This window comes from Bradyrhizobium sp. USDA 4486 (assembly GCF_054057995.1).
On sequence record NZ_JBSRZV010000001.1, the window covers coordinates 4,513,866 to 4,535,509 of the forward strand.

Below are 21,644 nucleotides of genomic sequence, written 5' to 3' on the forward strand. Positions count from 1 at the left end.
GCACATGCCCGGTGCGACGCTCCCCTCATTTGCTCGCACGAACATCATCCCACAGTGCGACGGACGCTCGCCGAAGCGCCTGCTGAACTGAAATCCCATGCCGCCGGCTCAAGAGATACGCCGGCGCCGCACGCCGCTCAAGAGCCGGCTTCGCTGCGCCGCTCCTGCGCGTAACGCACCAGCGCCACAAAGCGATAGATGCCGTGCACGAACTTGCCATAGGGCAAGGTGATGAACAGGGCAAACACCGCGCCGAGATGCAGCGCGAGCAGCGGCCCCATGGCTGCAGTTTCGCGCAGGATCAGAAGCAGCATGCCGGTGAACCCGGTCAGGAACAGCATGGTGATGAATCCGACATCCATGCCATAGCTGTTCTCGTCGAGCAGATCAGGATCATGGCGCGTCTTGGCCATGAACAGGCCGATCGGACCGACGATGAGGCCGATGCCGCCAAGAGTGCCCAGCACAACCGGCAGGTCCCACCATGGATACGGCGCCTCGCGGCCGAGCAGATAATGATAGAGCGTGGCCACCGATGTTGCAACGAAACACAGCAGCAAGCCGTAGAACGTCAAATGATGAAAAAGCTTGCGCCGGTCGGTCGGCTTGTCGTCCTCGTTGTAGCAACCGACACCGCCGCCATGGAGATAGCGTAGCTCGCCGAGGTCGCGGATCGCCTGGAAGATGGAGCCCGTGTCGGCATGGCCGCCGATGGGCGAGCCGATGTCGCGCCAGAATGCGCGAACGCTCATGACCAGCGCCAGAATCGCGAAGAGAAACGCAGCGCTGAACAGCGCGGCCATCGCATTGTGCGGCATCAGTTGGTAGAACGCGCCGGGGCCGGTTTGCACACCGAAAAGCACGCCGCGGTCGTTCAGTGCCGCGAAACCGAAAACGAAGGCCGCCATGCTGAGCGCGGCGATGACACTGATGACCAATCCGTTGCGCGCGAAGGCGCCGGACAGCGCCTTTGGCCAGGCATAGGCGGCATAGGATTCGGCGCGAGCGATCGCGAGCGTCTTCGGAACATTCACGTTGAATTCGTGTGGCGGCGAGAACTGGCAGTCGACGTAGCAAGCGCCGCAGGCATGGCAGAGATTGGCGAGATAGTTGAGGTCACCGTCCGAGAAAGCGCGGCGCATCTCCATGGCCGGAAACACCGCGCAAAGCCCCTCGCAGTAGCGGCAGGAATTGCAGACTGTCATCAGACGGTCGGCTTCGTCGAGGGTCCTAGTTCCGTGCATGTTTCGCCGCTTCCCGTCCTGCGATACGCCCGAACACGCTGCCGATGGTCATGCCCATGCCGGCGGCATAACCCTTGCCGAGCACGTTGCCGGCCATGATCTCGCCGGCAGCGAACATGTTGCCCGACGGCTTGCCGTCAGTCATCAGCATCCGCGCCTCCTTGTTCACGCGCGTGCCGAGATAGGTGAAGGTGATGCCCGGCCGCACCGGATAGGCGAGATAAGGCGGCGTCTCGATCTTGCGGGCCCAGTGCGTCTTTTGCGGCGTGATACCTTCGGCGCGGCAATCATCCAGGATGGTGTGATCGAACGTGCCGGGCCGCACCGCGGCGTTGAACTCGGCGATAGTCTTTTCCAGCGCGGCTGGATCGAGCTCGAGCTTGCCGGCAAGCTCGGCCACGGTCTGTCCGGCGATCGGCGGGAACAGCGTCGGCATGAAGCTGGTGACGACGGTCGAGTCGAAAATGATGTAGGCGATCTGGTCGGGCTGAGCCGCGACCAGCCGGCCCCAGATCGCGTAGCGCTTCGGCCAGATGTCCTCGCCCTCGTCATAGAAGCGTTGCGCGTGTTTGTTGACGACGATGCCGAACACGACGGAGTCATGGCGCGTGATGATGCCGCCGTCGAATTTCGGCGCGCGGGCGTCGATCGCGACGGCATGGCACTGGGTGGGATCGCCGACTTCCTGCACGCCCTTGTCGAGCAGCATCTTCAGGATCGAGCCGCGGTTATAGGGCGTGCCGCGGATCAGGAAATTGTCGGCGGCCTCGCCCCAATATTGCTTCAGCCATTCGATATTGGCTTCAAACCCGCCGGCCGCGGCGACCAGCGCCGTCGCGCGGATCTCGGTTTCGCCCTTGACCGGCCGCTTGAGACGCGCTGCGAGGAACATGCCATCCTCGATCGCGAGGTCGGTGACTTCGGCGTCGTATTCGACCTCGACGCCGAGCTGCTCGGCGGTCAGATACAGCGCGTTCAGCATCGCGCGGCCGCCGCCGAGGAAGAAAGAGTTGGTGCGGCCGAGGCTCAGCGTGCCGCCGAGCGAGGGTTGCCAGCGCACGCCCTGCTCCACGATCCAGTTCAGGATATCTTTGGACTCCCGGATCATGTGGCGGGCAAGCGCCTCGTCGGTCTGCCCGCCGGTGACGCGCAGCAGGTCCTCCCAGAATTCCTCCTCGGTATAGGGTCCGGTCAGGATCTCGGTGGCGGTGTCGTGGGCGCAGCGCATGTTGCGGGTGTGGCGTGTGTTGCCGCCGCGATAGAATTTCGGCGCGCCTTCGAGCACCAGCACCGAGGCGCCGCCGCGGCGCGCCGAGATCGCCGCGCACAGCGCCGCGTTGCCGCCGCCGATCACCAGCACGTCGTATTTGCTGCCCATGCGGTCCGCCCGATGCGACGAAGTTGGAGACATTCTGCCCGCCGGCGGCGGCCGGTCAATGCCGTCCGCCATTGCGCACTTTCGTATACAAAGATATACAAAAGGCAGCAAGCGGCATCTCTGCATGGGCAGGATGCAGGTGAGGGACCATGGCCAGACGCCCGGCAAAGACAGGCGGATCGATCGCGCGCGGCGCCGGCGTCGCGCTGGGCGAGGCCGTGTTCCGCTCGCTCTGCCAGGCGCTTCAGGCCGGCAGCTACCGCGCCGGCGACCGTCTGCGCGAGGAAGAGGTCGCCCAGCGGCTCAAGGTCAGCCGCACGCCGGTGCGCGAAGCATTAGGCCGGCTTGCCGCACGCGGCTTCGTCGAGCCCGCCGGCGGCCGCGGGCTGATCGTGCGCAACCTCGACATTTCCGAGGTGCTGGAGCTCTATGCCATGCGCGAGATCATGGAAGGCGCCGCCGCGCGCCTTGCCGCTGCGCATGCCTCGCCTCCCGAGGTCGACGCACTCAGGGATATCGAGCAGGCTTTTGTCGAGACCACCGACGCCGCCGAGATGGCGAAGCTCAACCGTGCCTTCCACGAAGCGATCTGCCGTGCCGCGCGCAACCGCTATCTCGACAACGCCTCCCGCGAATTACAGGACTGGATCGCTCTGCTTGGCCCGACCACCTTCACCGTATCGGGCCGGCCCTCAACCAGTCACGGCGAGCACCAGGCGATCATCGATGCCATCGCGGCGCGCGACGGCGACAAGGCCGAGCAGCTCGCGCGCGCGCACATCCGCGAGGCGCTGCGCTGCCGGCTGAAATTGTTGCAGAAACAGTAGCTAAAGCATGATCCGGAAAAGTGCGCAGCGCTTTTCCGAAAGATCATGCGCAAACAACAAGCTAAAGCGCGGTGACGAATCATCCTGATCTCATCGCGCTTTAGGCCTCGAACACGCGCTCGAAAAGCCAGTAACCGCCGACCAGGCTGATGGCCGCGGATACAGCATAGACCAGCCTTGCCGCCCTGACCGGCTTGGCCGGGTCGGCTGCGATCAGCCGGTCGAACAGGCTGAGCATCGGCAGCACGATCGCGACGATCGCGACCTGCCCGATCTCGACGCCGACATTGAAAGCCGCGAGCGCCGGCACGATCGCGTCCGTCGGTAGGCCGACCTCCCTTAGCGCGCCGGCGAAACCGAAGCCATGGATCAGTCCGAACAGGAAGGTCACGCGCCAACGCCTGTCGATGTCGCGCGAGAAGAAATTCTCGACGGCCACGAACACTATGGAGACGGCGATCGCCGGCTCGACGATGCGGCTCGGAATGACGACGACGTTTAGCGCTGCCAGCGACAGCGTGATCGAATGGGCGATGGTGAAGGCGGTGACGATCTTGATGACCGGAACGAGTCGGCGTGCCCACAGCACGACCGCGATCAGGAAGGCGATGTGGTCATAGCCGAGAAAGATGTGCTCGATGCCGGTGAGGAGATAGCGCTGCATCGTCGACCACAGCGGCGGCGCCGGCGCCGAGAGCGTGACGGCGATATTGCCGGCATCGAGCAGCGCCTGCGCCTCGGACTTGCCCCGCGCGACCAGCACCACCTGCCGCGCGGTCGGATCCTTCTCGGTCAGCACAGTGGAGCGGTAGATGATGTCGCCCGTGACGGCGGTGCAGGCAAAACTGTTGCGGTAGATCACGCCGTCGCCGTCGGCGAGGATCACGGCCGCTCCTGCGGCGCAGCCGCTCCCACCGGTGCCGGCGACGGCCAGATGCGCCTTGAAATAGACCAGGATCAACGACGCAGCCGCATCGACCGCGGCGGGATCGACCGCATCCGCCGTCGCGTCATAAAGCTTGGTGCCGACGAGGCGGTCGACATCACTGCCCTTGAGCGCGACCTCGATGACCACCGTGCGGTCCGCAGCCAGCGCCACGCGCGCCGTCGAGAGGTTGACCTGATGCGCGCGCACCGGCGCGCCAAGGCCGAGCAGGATCACGCCGAGGAGCAGGAGGCGGAGCAGGCTCATGATCCCGCTCCGACCGCGCGCAGCAGCTCCGTCAACCGGCGCATTTCGAACTCGGCCACGGTGACCACCGTCCCATCGGGCGCGAGGCGCGCATAGCGGTCGAGGCTGTCGGCGGACGCGCCGAATTCGAGCCTTGCCAACGGCGCAGACGCGTCGCGAGCAAAGACCAGCACGATCAGGCTCGGCAGGTTGAGCCCGTAGCGGGCCAGTTGCGACGGATCGGCGGGTCCAACATGCGTCTCGATCGCGCTCGCATCGAATGCGCGCAGCGCTGCGTCGATGATGCGGGCCTGCTCGGGATTGGCGACATGCACAACGTTACCGGCAGCATGGTTGTGCAGGCCGAGATGACGGAACCAGTTGCCGTCGGCGTCGCGTTCGAAGCGGGTGAGCTTGCCGGCGAACAGGATCTCGAGCGCCCACACCTGCGCCATCGACACCGGCAGCAATAGGCTCCTGCCGCGGCTTGTCGCGTCCGGTCCGGTCGGCCCGCGCAGACGGCGCGCCATATCGAGCGTGACACGCCACTCATCGCCGACATGGCGCGGCATCAGATACACCGCGGGACGCCCGGCGATCCGGACATAGTGAGAGGTGCTCGCGGGGTTGAGCGTGCCCACATTCATCGACGTCGCCGAGCCATCGGCCGTCTCGATCGCGGCAACGGTTGCGGGCGGATCGAGACCAAATGCGGCAAAGCTCGCAGTGGTGAGCTCGCTTGCCGGAATTTCGCGTGCAGGCTCGCTGACGGTGACAAGCCGTAGCGCGGTTTCGAGATGCGATTTGAGCTCGGCCGGCAAGGCACCGTTCAGCCCCTCGATCGTCCACTCACCGCCCTCGCGCACCAGGACGACACTGTCGCTGCCGGAACGGATTTCCACCCGTCGCGCGTCCGCGGGTGCGATGGTCACAAGACCCTTCGGCGCAAAAGCAACCTTGCTGCGCAGCTGCGGCCATTGTCCGCTGATGATCAGGACAGCCAGCAGTCCAGCGAGGCAGGCAGCCAGCAGCGGCGTCAGCCATCGGGCCGTTCCGCGTGCGGCCGTCCCGTCCGTCACCGTCGCCTCCACCACATTGCAACACCGAACACTGCCGTGCTCAGCGGCAGCAGCACCTCGAGCACGATGAAGGTGTCGCGCATCTGGCTGCTGGTCAACACGATCTCCGGCAGCTTGAAGGTCTGCGGTGCGATGCTCGGCGTCGTGTCGTCCTCGGCGAGCCAGCGCAGCATCGCGAGCGACAGTTCGCCATTGGAGACGTAAGGAAAATATTCGTTGCTCGCGACCTTGCTGGTGCCGGCCACGACCAGGCGGAAGCGCTTGTCCGGCACCGCGCCCGGCCAGCTGCCTTCGAGCGCAACCGCGAGCGGCTGCGCGCTCCGCCGTGCGCCCGGCGCTTCGCCATTGGCTGCGGCCGGCGCTGCACTCGGCGAGCGCAGATAACTATCCTGGCTGCTCGCGGCCAGCACGATGAGACTGACCCCGGACGGCGGCTGCGCCACCGCGAGCGGCCGCGCTTGCGGAAACACGGTCAGCGCCAAACGCTTCGTGATCGGGTGGGGCGGATAATAGGGCACGGCGACCTTGTCCGCATCGGTGCGGAAATGATTGAGCGGATCGATGACGATCGCAGCCTCGCTCGACAGGCCCACGGGCTTGAGCAGCAACCGCTCAAAATCGCCGTCGACGTGCGAGAGCGGATCGATCAGCAACAACAACCGGCCACCACCCCTCACATAATCGCCGAGCAGCGCGGTCTCGCGAGCGTCAAAAGCCGTGCGTGGACCGATATCTGCGACGACCGAGCAATCGGACGGAATGGCGGACGCGGTCGCCGTGACGAGCTCGCGCATCTCGAAGCCGATCTGGTTCAGCGCCAGCAGCAGCCGGTCGAGCGCTTCGGGCGCCGTCTCCAGCACGTCGCCAGCGCCGGGCGTCTCGTGCCCCTTCAGGGTCTCGACATGGCTGAAGTGGAAGTGCGGGGGCAGCGGACGGAACGTCTCGCCGTGGCCGGTGACGAAGCAGACTGTCTCCACGCGCTTGCGCAGCACGCGGAGCGCCGCATAGCCGATGCGGGCGGGATCGATGACGTTTTCGACCAGAACCTTGCGGTCGTCGGCCTGCAAGACCGCCGTATTATAGGCGCGCACGCCGAGATCGCGGGCAAGGCCGGGCTCCTTATCGAGGTCGATGGCGCGGAAGGCGAGCAGCGGGTGGTTGCGCGCGGCGGTCTGAACGAGGTCACGGACCGCGATCGCGTTGGCGTCACTCGCATTGTAGAAATAGGTCAGCGCGAGCGGCGCGGGCAGTTGCGCGATCACGTCGGTGAGCTGTTGCGGCGGCGTGTTGCGCCCTTCCCGGCTGACGTCGAAATGCACGTCGTGACGGTACAGCGCGACGTTGGCGCTGATCACGGCTACGACCGCAGCAATGACGACCGACGCGTTGGCAAGCCAGGCCGACCAGCGCGCGCCGCCGCCGCGCAAGGGAAGCCGCATCGCGAGCATGAACAGCGCGAGCAACGCCAGGACGCAGGCGGCGAACAAGACGCTGTTCGATGCGGTCTCGCCGAACCCTGCAAAGCCGAGCGCGCCGCAAACGATCGCGGCGGCCGCCAATGCGAGGAAACCAATGTTGGATCTCGCGGAGCCGCGCATCGCCTGCGCCCTCAGCGCCGCGCCAGCGCGCGGACCGTCAACAGCAGCGTCAACAGGGTGACGCTGAGGAAGAAGCCCACGTCGGACAGATAGATCGAACCGACGGCAAAGGGACGGAAATGGATCGAGAGCGACAGGTTCACCACCAGCGTGTCGGCGGGACTCGGCAGCAACCAGCCGAAATTGTCGATGATCCAGAGCAGCAGAAATACGCTGAGCGAGATCATTGCGGCGATCACCTGGTTGGCCGTCAGCGCCGAGGCGAGCAGCCCCGCGCCGACCAGCGCCGATCCGAACAGCAGCAAGCCGAAATAGCCGCTATAGATCGGTCCGAAATCGGGGTCCCCGAACCAGGCGAGCGCAGCCGCGTAGGCCCCAGACAGCACCAACATGACTACGATCAGACTCATCGCGGCCAGGAACTTTGCCAGCACGATCGCGACCTCCGAGACCGGCGCGGTCAACAGAACCTCCAGCGTCTTCAACTTCCGCTCCTCGGCGAACAGACGCATCGTGATCAGCGGAACGGTCAGCATGAACAGCACGAACATCTGGAAGAAGATGTGCACCATACTGGGCTGGTGGCTGAGGAACAGGGTGAGCGTGAAGCTGTAGCCCATGATCAGCAGGAACACCGTCATCAGCACGTAGGCGATCGGCGAGGAGAACAGCGCCGTCGCTTCCTTCCCTAGCAGCACCGCAAAGCTTCTCATGCGGCCGCCTCCGGTTGCCGTGTGAGATCGAGGAACACCCGTTCGAGATCGGGCCGCAGTTCGGTCAGCTCGCGCAACGGGATCTGGGCCGCAACCAGGGCGGAGACCAGGTCCTCCGCGAGCAACGGACGCCGCTCCGTCCTGATCCGAAAGCGTCCGGCGCTGCCCGGATCGGCGACAATCTCGCGAATGCCGGCGACCGTCTTTGTCGCATTGCGCACAGCATCTTCTGTCGCGTCTGCCGACAGTCGCAATGCGAGGTCCTGCGCGGCGTCCTTCAGCGCATCGGACGTCAGAAGCATGCCATCGAGCAGGATCATCACGCGGGACGCCATCTTCTCGATTTCGGGCAGGATGTGCGAAGCCATCAGCACGGTGTGACGTCCGGCCAATGACTGGATCAAGTCGCGCACGGCGATCACCTGGTGCGGATCGAGACCGCTGGTCGGCTCGTCCAGCACGAGAACTTTTGGATCGCCCAGCAGCGCTTGCGCGATCGAGACACGCTGGCGGAAGCCGCGCGACAGCTTTCCGGTCGTGAGGCTCATGACACGGGCAAGGTCGAGCCGCTCGGCGGCCTCGTCGACCGCCGCCCTCGCCTTCGGCCCGCGCAATCCCTTGATGCCGGCCATGAAATGCAGGAACTCGCCGACCCGCATATGGTCGTAGAGCGGCGCATCTTCCGGCACATAGCTGATGGCGCGGCGCACGCCGAGCGAGTCTTCGATGACATCGTGGCCCGCGACCTCGATCCGTCCAGAGGTCGGCACCAGATAGCCGGTAAGCATGCGGAAGATCGTGCTCTTGCCGGAACCGTTCGGCCCCAACAGGCCGACGATCTCGCCGGGCGCGATCGCAAAAGACACGTCCGCAACTGCGCGCCGCGGTCCGTACCATTTTGTTACGCGCTCGGCGACGACGACCGGAGAGACAGCCGACAGCATGGAGACCTTACACCCCCTGTGGCAGGCACCGCGTGAGACTACCGCGCAAAATCCCGGGCGAGGGCCCGGGATGATGACGCATGTGCGATGGCCCGAAGTCGCGACCAATCACTCGTAGAATTCGGGCGAATGCTTGTGCGCCTTGAACGTATCGGGGTCATGGGCATAGATGATGTCGGCGCCCTCGGTGTCCCGAACCCGCTTCACCCAAGCGTAGGCATCGAGCATGCCGACCGGATCGTAGACGCTGCCGATGCTCGGCAGGATGTTCTTGTCCAGATTCTCCTGGAGATAGACGGCGTCGCTAGTCAGCACCACCGTGCCGGTCTTCGGCAGGCGCACGACCAGGATTTGACTTCCGGGCGTATGCGACACGGTGCGGTGGATGAATACGCTGTTGTCGCCGAACAGGTCGAGATCGCCGTCGAGCTCGATGGTCTTGTACTTGGAGGGCATGCCTCCGCCGACGCTGTTGCGCAGCATGGCGAAATCATCGGTGATGAAGAAGGTCGCGTAGCCCGGCGCAGGCCAGAACGCGTTCCTCATCTCGTCGCGCTGGTACACGAAGGTCGAATCCAGGAACTTGCCGATGTTACCGGCGTGATCGACGTGGAAATGGCCGAGGATGACATATTTGATGTCGGACGGCTTCACGTTGATCTTGGAAAGCTGCGCGTCGATGGCGATTTCGGGCGAACGGCCCGGATCAAGCGCCTTGACGAACGGGCCCCAATAGTCGGGATCCTTGATGATGCGGTCGTTATTGCCGCAATCGAACAAAATGTCGCCCTTGGGGTGGCGGATCAGGAAGAAACCGACAGGGATCTGGACCTTGCCGCTGCTGCCGTTCTGAATGATCGACTTGTCGAGATTGAGCGCTCCCGAAGAGAAGACGTAGAGCTTCATCTCCTTGGGCGGTTCAGCGGCCAGCGCGGCTGCCGAAATAAAAAAAAGTCCTGCGGCCAGCGAGCCAAGGACCTTCAACGCAGTCACCCGCATGTCGTCCTCCCTGTTTTCGACGCACTTTTTTTCAGCGGATTGCAGCACCCTACCATAGTCTAACGCCGCTGTGCAGGCTCCATGCACGCGAGCGTGCAAATAAATCGACCTGCGCGGCGCGCGGCGTGCTTTGTGCGCTGCAATTCGATGGCTCGAGATGGCCCACGGTCGCGTTTAGCTCAGGCGACGACGTCCGCCACGACCAGCTTCAGGGCGTCCCGCAGATCGGCCGGCTTGAGCCGCACTTGCAGGCCGCGTTGACCGCCATTGAGATAGACCAGATCATGCGTGAGCGCGCTCTGCTCGATCACCGTGCGGACCGGCTTGCGCTGTCCGAACGGGCTGATGCCGCCGACCTTGTAGCCGGTGACGCGCTCGGCTTCGGGCGGCTTCATCATCTGCGCCGACTTGCCACCCACGGCCGCGGCGAGCTTCTTCATGGAGACTTCCTGGTCGGACGGGACGATCACGCAAACCGGCTTGCCGTCGATTAGCGCCATCAGCGTCTTGAGGACGCGCGCCGGATCCTCACCGAGCGCGGCGGCGGCCTGGAGGCCGATGCTCTGCGCGTCGGGATCGTAGTCGTAGCTGTGGACGGTGAAGACGACGCGGGCGGCTTCAAGCGCGCGTGTGGCGGGGGTGACCTTGGACATGGGCCACATTTACCACCGTCATTGCGAGGAGCGAAGGGATGACGATGTGGATGCACACGCGCGCCACACCTTCAGTGTCGTCCCCGCGAACGAGAGGACGACACCGTGGATGAGGCAGACGCCGTACCGCCGCCCCTACTCCGCCGCGTCCCGCATCTCGGCGCGCTCGGCCCTGGCCGCACAGAACTTGAACTCCGGGATCTTGCCGAACGGATCGAGCGCCGGGTTGGTCAGGAGGTTCGCCGCCGCCTCGGCGTAGCAGAACGGCATGAAGACCATGTTCTCCGGCACGTCGCGGTCGGAGCGGACCTTGACCTCGACGGCGCCGCGGCGGGTCTCGAGGCGAATGAAATCGCCCGGCGCAAGCTTCTTCCTGTGCATGTCCTTCGGCGACATGAACGCGACCGCCTCCGGCTCGATCTGGTCGAGCACCTGGGCGCGGCGCGTCATCGAGCCGGTGTGCCAGTGCTCCAGCACGCGGCCGGTCGAGAGCACCATCGGATACTCGGCATCCGGCAGCTCATCGGGCGGGATGACCTTAGCCGGCACGATCTTGCCGCGGCCGCTCGCAGTCGGGAAGCCCGTGGTGAAGATGATCTCGTTGCCGGGCTTGTTCGGATCATCGGCCGGATAGGTCACGGCACCTTCGCGCACCAGCCGCTCCCAGCTGATGTTCTTCAGCGACGGCATCAGCTCCGCCATCTCGGTGTAGACGTCGCCGGGACCGGAATAATTCCAGGGCAGGCCCATCCGCTTGCCGATCTCCTGGATGATCCAGAGATCCTGGCGCGCATCGCCCGGCGGCTTGATCACCTGACGCGCGAGCTGCACGCGGCGATCGGTATTGGTGAAAGAGCCCTCCTTCTCGGCGAAGGCCGAGGCCGGCAGGATGACGTCGGCGTGGAACGCGGTCTCGGTGACGAACAGATCCTGCACCACGAGATGATCGAGCATCGCGAGCGCCTGCCGCGCGTGCTGGAGATCGGGGTCGGACATCGCGGGATTCTCGCCCTCGATATACATGCCCTTGATCTCGCCGGCGTGGATCGCGTTCATGATCTCGACGACGGTGAGGCCGCGGACGGGATCGAGGTCCTGCTGCCAGAGCTTCTCGAAAGCACCGCGCATGTCGTCGCGGCCGACCGGCTGATAGTCCGGCAGGAACATCGGGATCAGGCCGGCGTCGGAGGCGCCCTGCACGTTGTTCTGGCCGCGCAGCGGATGCAGACCGGTCCCTGGCCGGCCGACCTGACCGGTGATCAGCGCCAGCGCAATCAGGCAGCGCGCGTTGTCTGTGCCGTGGACATGCTGGCTGATGCCCATGCCCCAGAAGATGATCGACGACTTTGCCCGCGCATAGGTGCGCGCCACCTCGCGCAGCGTCTGCGCCGGGATGCCGCAGATTGGCTCCATCTTCTCCGGCGTGAACTCCTTGATCTTCTCTTTGAGCTGCTCGAACCCTTCGGTGTAGCCGGCGATGTACTGGTCGTCGGTTAGGCCCTCGGTGATGATCGTGTTGATCATCGCGTTCAGCATGGCGACGTCGGAGCCGGGCTTGAACTGGAGATGCTTGGTCGCGTGGCGCGACAGCGTCTGCCGGCGCGGATCCATCACGAACAGCTTTGCCCCATTCTTCACGGCGTTCTTCATGAACGTCGCCGCGACCGGATGGTTCACCGTCGGATTGGCGCCAATCACCCAGATCACCTCGGCATCCATCGCCGCCGAGAACGGCGCCGACACCGCGCCCGAGCTCAGGCCTTCGAACAGCGCCGCCACCGACGAGGCGTGGCAGAGACGGGTGCAATGATCGACGTTGTTCGAGCCAAAACCGGTGCGTACCAGCTTCTGGAACAGATAGGCCTCTTCGTTCGAGCCCTTGGCCGAACCGAAGCCGGCCAGCGCCTTCGCGCCCTTCTCGTCACGTATCTTGACGAGGCCCTTGGCGGCAATGTCGAGCGCCTCTTCCCAACTCGCTTCGCGGAAATGGGTGAAGGGATTGGCGGGATCGACCTGGTCGTTGGCATCCTTCTTCGCATTCGGCAGCCGCACCAGCGGTGTTGTGAGCCGATGCGGATGATGGATGTAGTCGAAGCCGAAGCGGCCCTTCACGCAGAGACGATTGTGGTTCGCGGGGCCATCGCGACCTTCGGCATAGATCACCTTCTCGTCCTTGACCTCGTAGGTGACCTGGCAACCGACGCCGCAGAACGGGCAGAGCGAGTCTACCTTCTTGTCGGCGTACACGACGCGCGTCTGCTTCTCGTCGAGCATCACGGCCGGCATCAACGCTCCGGTCGGGCAGGCCTGCACGCATTCGCCGCAGGCAACGCAAGTGGACTCGCCCATGGGATCGTCGAAGTCGAACACGATTTTGGAATCGTGGTTGCGATAAGCCATGCCGATGACGTCGTTGACCTGGACTTCGCGGCAGGCGCGCACGCAGAGGCCGCACTGGATGCAGGCGTCGAGATTGACACGCATCGCCGGATGGCTGGCGTCGGTCTCCCAGCGCTCGGCGGCGGGGAAGCGGCTTTCGGTGACGCCCGTGGTCTCGGCCCAATGCCAGAACTTCGAATCCGGATCGTGGCTGGTCTCGCGCGCCGGCTGGTCGGCGACCAGCAGCTCCATCACCATCTTCTGCGCAGCAGTCGCGCGCGCGGATTCGGTCTTCACCTTCATACCGACCGACGGCGTACGCTTGCAGGATGCCGCCAGAACGCGCTCGCCCTCGATCTCGACCATGCAGGCGCGGCAATTGCCGTCGGGGCGATAGTCGGGCGCAGGCGAATAGCAGAGATGCGGGATGTCGCGGCCCTGGCGTTTTGCCACCTGCCAGATCGTCTCGCCGGGCCTGGCCTCGACCTGCTTGCCGTCGAGCTCGAACGTAATCTTCGTCATTCCGCCGCTTCCTTGAACTCCTCAGGGAAATATTTGATCACGGAGGACAGCGGATTCGATGCCGCCTGTCCGAGCCCGCAGATCGAGGCATCGCGCATCGCCTGGCTCAATTCTTCCAGCAAGGCGCGGTTCCAGACCGGCTTCTGCATCAGCAGCGCCGCCTTCTGGGTTCCGACCCGGCACGGCGTGCATTGGCCGCAGCTCTCGTCCTCGAAAAACTTCATCAGGTTGAGTGCGGCCGCGCGCACGCTGTCCTTCTGCGACAGGATCACGATCGCGGCCGAGCCGATGAAGCAGCCGTATTTTTCCAGCGTGCCGAAATCGAGCGGGATGTCATCCATCGAGGCCGGCAAGATGCCGCCGGAGGCGCCGCCCGGAAGGTACGCGTAGAACTGATGGCCGTCGGCCATGCCGCCGCAATATTCATCGACCAGCTCGCGCACGGTGATGCCCGCGGGCGCCAGCTTCATGCCGGGATTTTTCACGCGGCCCGAGACCGAGAAGCTGCGCAGGCCGTGGCGCTCATGGCGGCCATGACCCTTCCACCAATCGGCGCCCTTCTCGACGATGTCGCGCACCCACCACAGCGTCTCGATGTTGTTGATCAGCGTCGGCAGGCCAAACAGGCCGACCTGGAACGGATAAGGCGGCTTGTGCCGGGGCAGGCCGCGCTTGCCCTCGATGCTTTCCAGCAGCGAGGACTCTTCTCCGCAGATATAGGCGCCGGCGCCGCGGCGCATGTGCAGCGTCGGGCCGCCCGCCGGAAGCTTGGCGATCTCGCGCTCGAGGATCTCGCGCGAGGCCGGATATTCATCGCGCAAGTAAATGTAGACGTCGGAGGCCTGCACCACATGCGCGCCGATCAGCATGCCCTCGATGAAGCGATGCGGATCGGTTTCGAGATAATAGCGGTCCTTGAACGTGCCGGGCTCGCCCTCGTCGCCGTTGATCGCCATCAGCCGCGGACCGGGTTCGCCCAGGACCGCGCGCCATTTGCGCCCGGTGGGGAAGCCGGCGCCGCCAAGGCCGCGCAGCGAGGCGTCATCGAGCGCCTTCAGCAAATCATCCTTCGACAATTCGCCGGAGCGCACGCGGCCCAGCAGCTTATAGCCACCGCCAGCGACATAGGCGTCGTAGTCGACATAATCGGGCAGATGCGCGTGGGTGTCGCCGGCCTTCGCCGCCGCCATCACATTGGCAACCGTGGCGTGATCGACGAAGTTGTGGCCGACTTCCGCGGCGGGCGCGGTGTCGCAGCGCCCGACGCAGGGCGCGCGGACGACGCGGACGCCGGGACCGGAGGCGTCCTGCAAGTCCGCGAGAAGCTTCTCGCCGCCAAGCATCGCGCAGGTCAGCGAATCGCAGACACGGATCGTGAGCGGCGGAATGTTCGGCTCGCCCTCTTTGACCACGTCAAAGTGCGCGTAGAAGGTCGCGGTCTCGAACACTTCGGCGAAGGCGAGCTTCATCTCGTCGGCAAGCGCCGCCAGATGCGCGGCCGAGATCTGGTGATATCGGTCCTGGATCAGGTGGAGATATTCGATCAGGAGATCGCGCCGCCGCGGCCGATCGCCGAGCAATTGCTCGATCTCATGGGCGGCTATGGGGTCGACCTGCCGCCCCTTGGGCGTGGCCTTGGCGCGCCGGCGCCCCTCGCCCGGATGCTCGAATTCCCTGACCTTGTGAACGTCGTCGTTGCTGCTCATGGAAACGTCGCGTTCTCCTCAAAAGCGCGATGACCTCAGGCGGGATCGCCATCGCGATCCGCCATTTCCAGGCCTGTCGGACGGGAACCGCGTCGTCCGCATCCCCTGAGTCAGGCCTCATTCCAGGCGACTCTAGCCTCTGGTATACCAGACGCCAAGTAAAATTAGAATGTGTCTATAGTCATTTAGGGGCGGGCAGCCGCCCTGCCGCGCCCCCTTGCGCAAACTGTTCGCGGGAACCTTGCCTCAGGTCTTGTTCATGCAGTCTTCGATGTAGAACCAGCGATCGTCGCCGGTCAGGCCCTTGGATTTCACCTCGCCGCGGCAGGCTTTCAGCTTCGGCTTGTTGGCCGCCCATTTGGCCTTCATGTCCTTCAACTTCTGCATAGTGAGCTTGATCTTGCCCGGCTTGGCTTGGGTCGTCGCGGCCGGTGCTGCGGGCGCGGTTGCAGTCTGTGCCGACGCGGAATGGAGGCCCGCGGCCAGCAGCATGGCGGCGAGGCAGATACGGGTGCGAAGCATTGAGATCCCCCTGAGTCCCATTCCTGGTGATGTCTAAAAGGCGAACGCTGCGGGACGCAGATGAGCGTCCCGCAGCGGTCTCGACGGCAATCAGAAGATCTTGACCGCGCTCTCCAGCGTCTTCCAGACACCCCAGAGCAGGGGAATGCCGACGAAGGCCCAGAACAGCGCCGCCTTGGCATCAAGCCCGCCGAAGCCGATGCCGTAGGAGCCGTGCGGCCCCGCGGCGGCCGCGCTGGCGCTGGCCGCTTGCAGCTTGGCAACCTCGGCCTCCTTCATGTGCCACTTCGCATCGACCGGCTTGACCAGGTAGTTACAGATCAGGCCCGCGATCAGCATCGCGCAAAGGATGTACATCGTCGTGTTGTAGAGCTGGTCACGCGGCACGCCGGCTGCGAGCTGGAACTCGCGGATGTAGTTCACCACGACTGGGCCGATGATGCCGGCGGTCGACCACGCCGTCAGCAACCGGCCATGGATGGCGCCGACGAACTGGGTGCCGAACATGTCGGCGAGATAGGCCGGCACGGTGGCGAAGCCGCCGCCATACATCGACAGGATGATGCCGAAGCCGAGCACGAACAGGAGCTTCGAGCCCATCGCCGCGAAGGTCGGCGCCAGTGCGTAGAGCACGATGCCGAGGATGAAGAACGTGTAGTAGGTGTTCTTGCGTCCGATCTTGTCCGACAGCGACGCCCAGAAGAAACGGCCACCGATGTTGAACAGCGACAGCAATCCGGCAAAGCCCGCGGCGATCGCCGCGATCTGCGCCTTCTGCCCGGCGTCGAGCGCGTTGAAGCCGACGTCCGGCAGGCCGATCAGCTTGCCGGCGAAGATCTCCTGCAGCATCGGCGAGGCCATGCCGATCACGCCGATACCCGCCGACACGTTAAGACAGAGCACCCACCAGATCAGCCAGAACTGCGGCGTCTTGTGCGCGTCGTTGAGATGGACGTTGTTCTTCGAGATCATCGCGTTCGCCTTGGCCGGAGGGGTCCAGCCCTCCGGCTGCCAGCCGGGCGGCGGCAGGCGATAGCGGAACGCGCCGATCATCATGAACACAAAGTAGATGACGCCCATCGCGACGAAGGTTTCCCAGACGCCGACCGAGGTCGGGCTCTTGAAATAGTTCATCAGGAGGTTCGCCAGCGGCGCACCGATCATGGCGCCGCCGCCGAAGCCCATGATGGCCATGCCGGTCGCCATGCCGCGGCGGTCCGGAAACCATTTCACCAACGTCGAGACCGGCGAGATGTAGCCGAGGCCGAGACCGACGCCGCCGATCACGCCCGAGCCCAGCCACAACAGCCAGAGCTGATGGGTGTAGACGCCGATCGCGCCGAGGAAGAGGCCGCCGCACCAGCACAGCGCCGAAACGAAGCCGGCCTTGCGCGGACCCACCCGCTCCAGCCAGCCGCCCCAGACCGCCGCCGCGATGCCGAGCAGCACGAAGAACAGCGTGTACATCCACCCCATGCTGGCGACCTTCCAGTCGCAGCTGGTCGTGAACAGCTCCTGGAACAGCGAAATGTCCCCGCAGGTCTTCGGCGCGGTCAAGCCGATCGCGCGCGACAACGGGAGCCAGAACACCGAGAAGCCGTAGGCCATGCCGATGCAGAGATGGATGCACAGCGCCGCCGGCGGTACCAGCCAGCGATTGAAGCCGGCAGTCGCAATGGTTCGTTCGCGATCAAGAAAACCCGCGCCGCGGCCTGCAATGGTCCCGGCGCTTTCCACAGTAGCCATACATTCCTCCCCTAAGCCGCCCTTCTGAACAGCCTGCCGCAAATATCCTGATCCTCAGCCCGTTGCGGGGCAGCCAATGTCCCTGCTGCTCCGCCCAATCATCCGACGCGCGCCAGGATCGTCGCGCGCATCCGAAAAAGTTAACCCCGCGAGCGGGGTGCTATGCCGATACGACGTGCAAGCTTCGTGTGGCCCGTTCCGCGTATCGCAGACAAGACTCAACCTCCGCGCCTGCACGGAGATTGTCAATTGGGGCAGAAGCCGTGATTGATGTCGATAGACAAATGGTCGGTATCAGCGCGGTAACGTCCTCAAGGACGCAACGCAGCATTGATGCTTTCTATTGAGCCATTTGTCTTTTCTATCAAGAACACGATGCGCGCGTCGTTGCGCTCGGTGATCTCCACCGTGTCGCCCGTCTCGCGGATCAGATTCGGAATGTCAATCACCGACAGCGGATCAGTGCAGTGCACTTCGAGCTGATCGCCCGGCCGCAAAGGCTTCAGCGCCTTGCGCGTTTTCAACGCAGGCAATGGGCATTTCAGCCCGGTGAGATCGAGCGTCGTTCTGGTCATGGGCGCAACATGGCCGGGCGAAGCGCTGGCGTCAACGAAGGAACGTCAAAGCAAATCCGCATAGGACAGGAACCCCACGCTCTGGCCGGGCTCGACACGAATGATGTCCTCGCCAAGTTCGATGAGGCCGTCGGTCTCAACCAGCGAGGACAACAGGCCGGCGCCCTCGCGCGGGAACTTGACCGCCTCCAATGCACCGTCGTTTCCGCGCCGCAAGGTCGCGCGGACATATTCGCGGCGGCCGGTCTTCTTTTTGTAGGTGAACGCCGCGCGTACCGGAATCGGCAACAGCGGCTCGGGCAGGCTGCCGGCAAGCGCCAGCACTGTCGGTCGCACCACATGAACGAAAGTGACGAAGCTCGCGACGGGGTTGCCGGGCAGACCGATCAGCGGCGTGCCGCCGATGATGCCCATCGCCACGGGCCGTCCGGGCTTGATCGCAATCCGCCACAGCACCAGCGAGCCGATGCTTTCGACGGCCGCCTTGACATGGTCCTCCTCGCCGGTCGAGACGCCGCCGGTGGTCAGGATCAAGTCGTGCACGCCCGCAACCTGCTTCAAGCCATTCGCCAACGCGATTCGTTCATCGCGCAGGATGCCGAGATCGCTGACATCGCAGCCGAGCCGGCGCAGCATCGCGATCAGCATGAAGCGGTTGGAATCGAACAGCTGCGAGGCGGCGCGCGGCTCGCCGGGCGAGGCCAGCTCGTCGCCGGTCGAGAACACCGCGACGCGGATGCGCCTGATCACGTCGAACCTGGCGAGGCCGAAGGCTGCGGCAAGCGCGACATGCTGCGGCCGCAGGCGCTGGCCGGCGCGCAGCGCGACGTGCCCTTGAGGGATGTCCTCGCCGGCAGGACGTACATTCGCGCCGGGCTTCAGCCCCGCCGGCAGCACGATCTTGCCCGATACATCGATGCGGACATCTTCCTGCATGAAGACGGTCTCGGCTTCCGGCGGCATCGGCGCGCCCGTGAAGATGCGCGCGGTGTGGCCGGGCTTGATCGGCGCATGCGCAGCCCCCCCGGCCTGGATGCGGCCATCGAGCGGCAACGCTTGCTCCGCAATTTGCGGCAGGTCCGCGTTGCGCACGGCGTAGCCATCAACGGCCGAGTTGGTGAACGGCGGCAGCGGCAGGGGCGCGGCGATATCCCGCGCCAGCACGCGGCCGTCCGCATCGACCAGGCCCACCGTTTCGAGATCGGTAATCGCGTTGACGCGCGTGGTGATCAGGCCAACGGCCTCGTCGACCGACATCATCGGTCCGCCGAAGGCAAAGCAATCGTCTGACAGTTGCGCCATAGTGCCTCGTCAGCGCATCGCGGCGCTTTTGGCCACCGCTTCTTCGACCGGCATCGCCGCACGCAGCATCAGCGCCGCGGCAGCCTCGATGTCATCGAGATGGACAGTCGGCAGCCGCGTGTCAATCGCGACGTCGGTCGCGATCCCGGCAATGCCGGGATCGTCCGGAAACAGCAGCGGCTTGCCGTTGGCGGCGCGGTGCACCTCGATCTTGCGATGCGGCTCGCGCTTGAAGCCCTCGACCACGACGAGATCGACGGCGGACAGCTTGCTCAATAGTTCCGGCAGCCGCGGCTCCGCCGCACCGCGCAACTCGTGCATCAGGGCCCAGCGGTTTGACGATGCCACCAGCACCTCGGCCGCCCCCGCTTCGCGATGGCGCCAGGAATCCTTGCCAGGCACATCGACGTCGAACCGGTGATGCGCGTGCTTGATCACGGAGACACGCAGGCCTCGCGTGTTGAAATGCGGGATCAGCCGCGTCAACAGCGTGGTCTTGCCCGCACCGCTCCAGCCTGCAAGGCCGATGACTTTCATCGCATCTAGATCTCCGCGGCCGGAACCGCCTTCTCCATCATGGTGAGCATGCTTATATCGGCTTGACCCGAATGTCATGCTAACGTCACGGCTATGATGAAGATCGACAAAGCCCCGGTGCCCCTCATCGTTCCCAATCCGGACGACCCGCGCCTGACGCAGAGCGTGACCGGGACCGACCAGACCGGCGCCAGGGTCGAGATCAAGGTGCCGATGGAGCGGCCGCTGACGCTCTACCTGAATGCGCAGGAGATCGTCACCATGATGACAATCGGCGACTATCCGGAATATCTGGCGCTCGGCTACCTGCTGAACCAGAACATGCTGAAATATAATGACGCAGTCACCCAGGTCGAATACGACGACGACCTCCAGGTGGTCGTCGTGCGCACAGAGCACCACACCAATTTCGAAGCCAAGCTGAAGAAGCGCACGCAGACCTCGGGCTGCGCGCAGGGTACGGCCTTCGGCGATCTCTTGGAGGCCGTCGAGAGCGTGGCGCTGCCGAAGGCCGAACTGCGCACCTCCTGGCTGTACCAGATGACGCAGACCATCAACACCATGCCCTCACTGTATCTGGAAGCCGGCGCGATCCACGGCTGCGTGCTGTGCAAAGAGGGCACGCCGCTCTGCTACACCGAGGATGTCGGCCGCCACAACGCCGTCGACAAGATCGCCGGTTGGATGTACCGCCACGGCGTCGATGCCAGCGACAAGATCCTGTACACTACGGGACGCCTCACCTCGGAGATGGTGATCAAGACCGTGCGGATGGGCATTCCGATCCTGGTGTCGCGCTCCGGCTTCACCGCCTGGGGTGTCGATCTCGCAAGGCAGGTCGGCCTGACGCTGGTCGGCCGCACCCGCGGCAAGCGCTTCATCGTGCTCGCCGGCGAAGAGCGGATCGTCTACGACCAGAACCTCGCTTACGTCGAGGAGGAGTCGGCCAAGCACAAGCGCAAGGGTGAAGGTGGTGACGACTGACATCCCCGCCACGAGTATTCCATCAACTCTTGGCGTGCTGCTCGCGGGCGGCCTCGCGCGGCGCATGGGCGGTGGCGACAAACCGATGCGCACGATCGGCGGCCGCACCATTCTCGAGCGCGTGATCGCGCGCCTGTCACCCCAATGCAGCGGGCTGATCCTCAATGCGAATGGGGATCCCGCGCGCTTCGCCGCCTTCGGCCTGCAGGTCGTCGCCGACAATGTCCCGGGCTATCCCGGCCCGCTCGCCGGCATTTTGGCCGCGCTCGACTGGACCGCATCGAATCGCCCGGAAATCGAATGGGTGCTGAGCGCCGCCGGCGATTGCCCGTTCCTCCCGCGTGATCTCGTCGCGCGGCTGCACCAGGCACGAGAGCGAGACAACGCGCAGCTCGCGGTCGCCGCATCCGGCGATCAGACGCATCCGGTGATCGGATTGTGGCGCGTCGCCTTGCGCGACGAGCTACGCCACGCCCTTGTCGTCGAGGACCTCCGCAAGATCGACCGCTGGACCGCGCGTCATCCACTGGCGACGGTGACGTGGCCGACCGCGCCGCTCGATCCGTTCTTCAATGCCAACACGGTCGAGGACATCGCCGAGGCCGAGCGGCTGGCCGCGCTGGATGACGCAGCCTAGAGCACGATCCGGAAAAGTGGGTATCGGTTTTCCGACAAGATCATGCTCACAATAAGCTAAGCGCGATGATCATTCATCTTTATTGCCATCGCGCCTTGGCGCGCTGCGCGGAGCTCGTGGCCGTGAAC

19 protein-coding genes are annotated in these 21,644 nt (G+C 64.7%); 3 read left to right on the top strand and 16 right to left on the bottom strand.

Going from position 1 to position 21,644, the window contains the following annotated elements:
- Positions 1-137: 137 nt before the first annotated feature.
- Both tcuB and tcuA read right to left on the bottom strand, forming a co-directional pair.
- Complete coding sequence (gene tcuB / locus ACVWY3_RS21895) at positions 138-1,244, bottom strand: tricarballylate utilization 4Fe-4S protein TcuB (protein WP_456840336.1); 1,107 nt, start codon at positions 1,242-1,244, stop codon at positions 138-140.
- A complete protein-coding gene (gene tcuA / locus ACVWY3_RS21900; protein ID WP_456840337.1) occupies positions 1,231-2,622 on the bottom strand; it encodes an FAD-dependent tricarballylate dehydrogenase TcuA in 1,392 nt (463 codons plus the stop codon). Before tcuA ends, tcuB begins: the two co-directional genes overlap by 14 nt.
- A 149-nt stretch (positions 2,623-2,771) precedes the next feature.
- On the opposite strand from tcuA, the gene ACVWY3_RS21905 reads away from it, so the two are divergent.
- Positions 2,772-3,449: a GntR family transcriptional regulator gene (locus ACVWY3_RS21905; protein WP_456840338.1), complete on the top strand. Its 678-nt coding sequence runs from the start codon at positions 2,772-2,774 to the stop codon at positions 3,447-3,449.
- A 100-nt stretch (positions 3,450-3,549) separates the two neighbouring features.
- On the opposite strand, the gene ACVWY3_RS21910 is transcribed toward ACVWY3_RS21905, so the two are convergent.
- From ACVWY3_RS21910 to mobB, 14 genes are all read right to left on the bottom strand, one after another.
- The gene (locus tag ACVWY3_RS21910) at positions 3,550-4,641 is read right to left on the bottom strand and encodes a HupE/UreJ family protein (protein ID WP_456840339.1); all 1,092 of its coding nucleotides are present in this window, start codon (positions 4,639-4,641) and stop codon (positions 3,550-3,552) included.
- Complete coding sequence (locus ACVWY3_RS21915; RefSeq protein WP_456840340.1) at positions 4,638-5,699, bottom strand: DUF4340 domain-containing protein; 1,062 nt, start codon at positions 5,697-5,699, stop codon at positions 4,638-4,640. The genes ACVWY3_RS21910 and ACVWY3_RS21915 overlap by 4 nt, the downstream gene beginning before the upstream one ends.
- On the bottom strand, positions 5,696-7,297 hold the full coding sequence (locus ACVWY3_RS21920) for a Gldg family protein (protein WP_456840341.1): 1,602 nt from the start codon (positions 7,295-7,297) through the stop codon (positions 5,696-5,698). Before ACVWY3_RS21920 ends, ACVWY3_RS21915 begins: the two co-directional genes overlap by 4 nt.
- Positions 7,298-7,308: 11 nt before the next feature.
- Positions 7,309-8,010: an ABC transporter permease gene (locus ACVWY3_RS21925; protein ID WP_456840342.1), complete on the bottom strand. Its 702-nt coding sequence runs from the start codon at positions 8,008-8,010 to the stop codon at positions 7,309-7,311.
- Positions 8,007-8,954: an ABC transporter ATP-binding protein gene (locus ACVWY3_RS21930; protein WP_456840343.1), complete on the bottom strand. Its 948-nt coding sequence runs from the start codon at positions 8,952-8,954 to the stop codon at positions 8,007-8,009. Before ACVWY3_RS21930 ends, ACVWY3_RS21925 begins: the two co-directional genes overlap by 4 nt.
- Positions 8,955-9,062: 108 nt before the next feature.
- Entirely contained in the window at positions 9,063-9,953 is an 891-nt protein-coding gene (locus ACVWY3_RS21935; protein WP_456840344.1) for an N-acyl homoserine lactonase family protein, read from the bottom strand.
- A 179-nt stretch (positions 9,954-10,132) separates the two neighbouring features.
- Positions 10,133-10,606: a Cys-tRNA(Pro) deacylase gene (gene ybaK / locus ACVWY3_RS21940; RefSeq protein WP_456840345.1), complete on the bottom strand. Its 474-nt coding sequence runs from the start codon at positions 10,604-10,606 to the stop codon at positions 10,133-10,135.
- 135 nt (positions 10,607-10,741) lie between these two features.
- Positions 10,742-13,507 carry a formate dehydrogenase subunit alpha gene (gene fdhF, locus ACVWY3_RS21945; protein WP_456840346.1) on the bottom strand — a complete coding sequence of 922 codons (2,766 nt, stop codon included), beginning with the start codon at positions 13,505-13,507 and terminating at the stop codon, positions 10,742-10,744.
- Positions 13,504-15,213 carry an NADH-ubiquinone oxidoreductase-F iron-sulfur binding region domain-containing protein gene (locus tag ACVWY3_RS21950; protein ID WP_456840347.1) on the bottom strand — a complete coding sequence of 570 codons (1,710 nt, stop codon included), beginning with the start codon at positions 15,211-15,213 and terminating at the stop codon, positions 13,504-13,506. Before ACVWY3_RS21950 ends, fdhF begins: the two co-directional genes overlap by 4 nt.
- A 246-nt stretch (positions 15,214-15,459) precedes the next feature.
- Positions 15,460-15,735: a hypothetical protein gene (locus ACVWY3_RS21955; RefSeq protein ID WP_456840348.1), complete on the bottom strand. Its 276-nt coding sequence runs from the start codon at positions 15,733-15,735 to the stop codon at positions 15,460-15,462.
- Between the two features lie 90 nt (positions 15,736-15,825).
- Positions 15,826-17,481 (bottom strand): OFA family MFS transporter, encoded by a 1,656-nt coding sequence (locus ACVWY3_RS21960; protein WP_456840349.1) that lies wholly within the window; start codon positions 17,479-17,481, stop codon positions 15,826-15,828.
- A 311-nt stretch (positions 17,482-17,792) separates the two neighbouring features.
- Entirely contained in the window at positions 17,793-18,056 is a 264-nt protein-coding gene (locus ACVWY3_RS21965) for a sulfurtransferase TusA family protein (RefSeq protein ID WP_456840350.1), read from the bottom strand.
- Positions 18,057-18,101: 45 nt separating this feature from the next.
- Positions 18,102-19,358, bottom strand: a complete 1,257-nt coding sequence (locus tag ACVWY3_RS21970; RefSeq protein WP_456840351.1) for a molybdopterin molybdotransferase MoeA — start codon at positions 19,356-19,358, stop codon at positions 18,102-18,104.
- 9 nt (positions 19,359-19,367) lie between these two features.
- Positions 19,368-19,895: a molybdopterin-guanine dinucleotide biosynthesis protein B gene (gene mobB, locus ACVWY3_RS21975; protein ID WP_456840352.1), complete on the bottom strand. Its 528-nt coding sequence runs from the start codon at positions 19,893-19,895 to the stop codon at positions 19,368-19,370.
- A gap of 93 nt (positions 19,896-19,988) precedes the next feature.
- Between mobB and fdhD the strand changes: the two genes are divergently transcribed.
- Positions 19,989-20,879 (top strand): formate dehydrogenase accessory sulfurtransferase FdhD, encoded by an 891-nt coding sequence (gene fdhD, locus ACVWY3_RS21980; RefSeq protein WP_456840353.1) that lies wholly within the window; start codon positions 19,989-19,991, stop codon positions 20,877-20,879.
- Positions 20,860-21,516: a molybdenum cofactor guanylyltransferase MobA gene (mobA, locus tag ACVWY3_RS21985; protein ID WP_456840354.1), complete on the top strand. Its 657-nt coding sequence runs from the start codon at positions 20,860-20,862 to the stop codon at positions 21,514-21,516. The genes fdhD and mobA overlap by 20 nt, the downstream gene beginning before the upstream one ends.
- Positions 21,517-21,644: the final 128 nt, after the last annotated feature.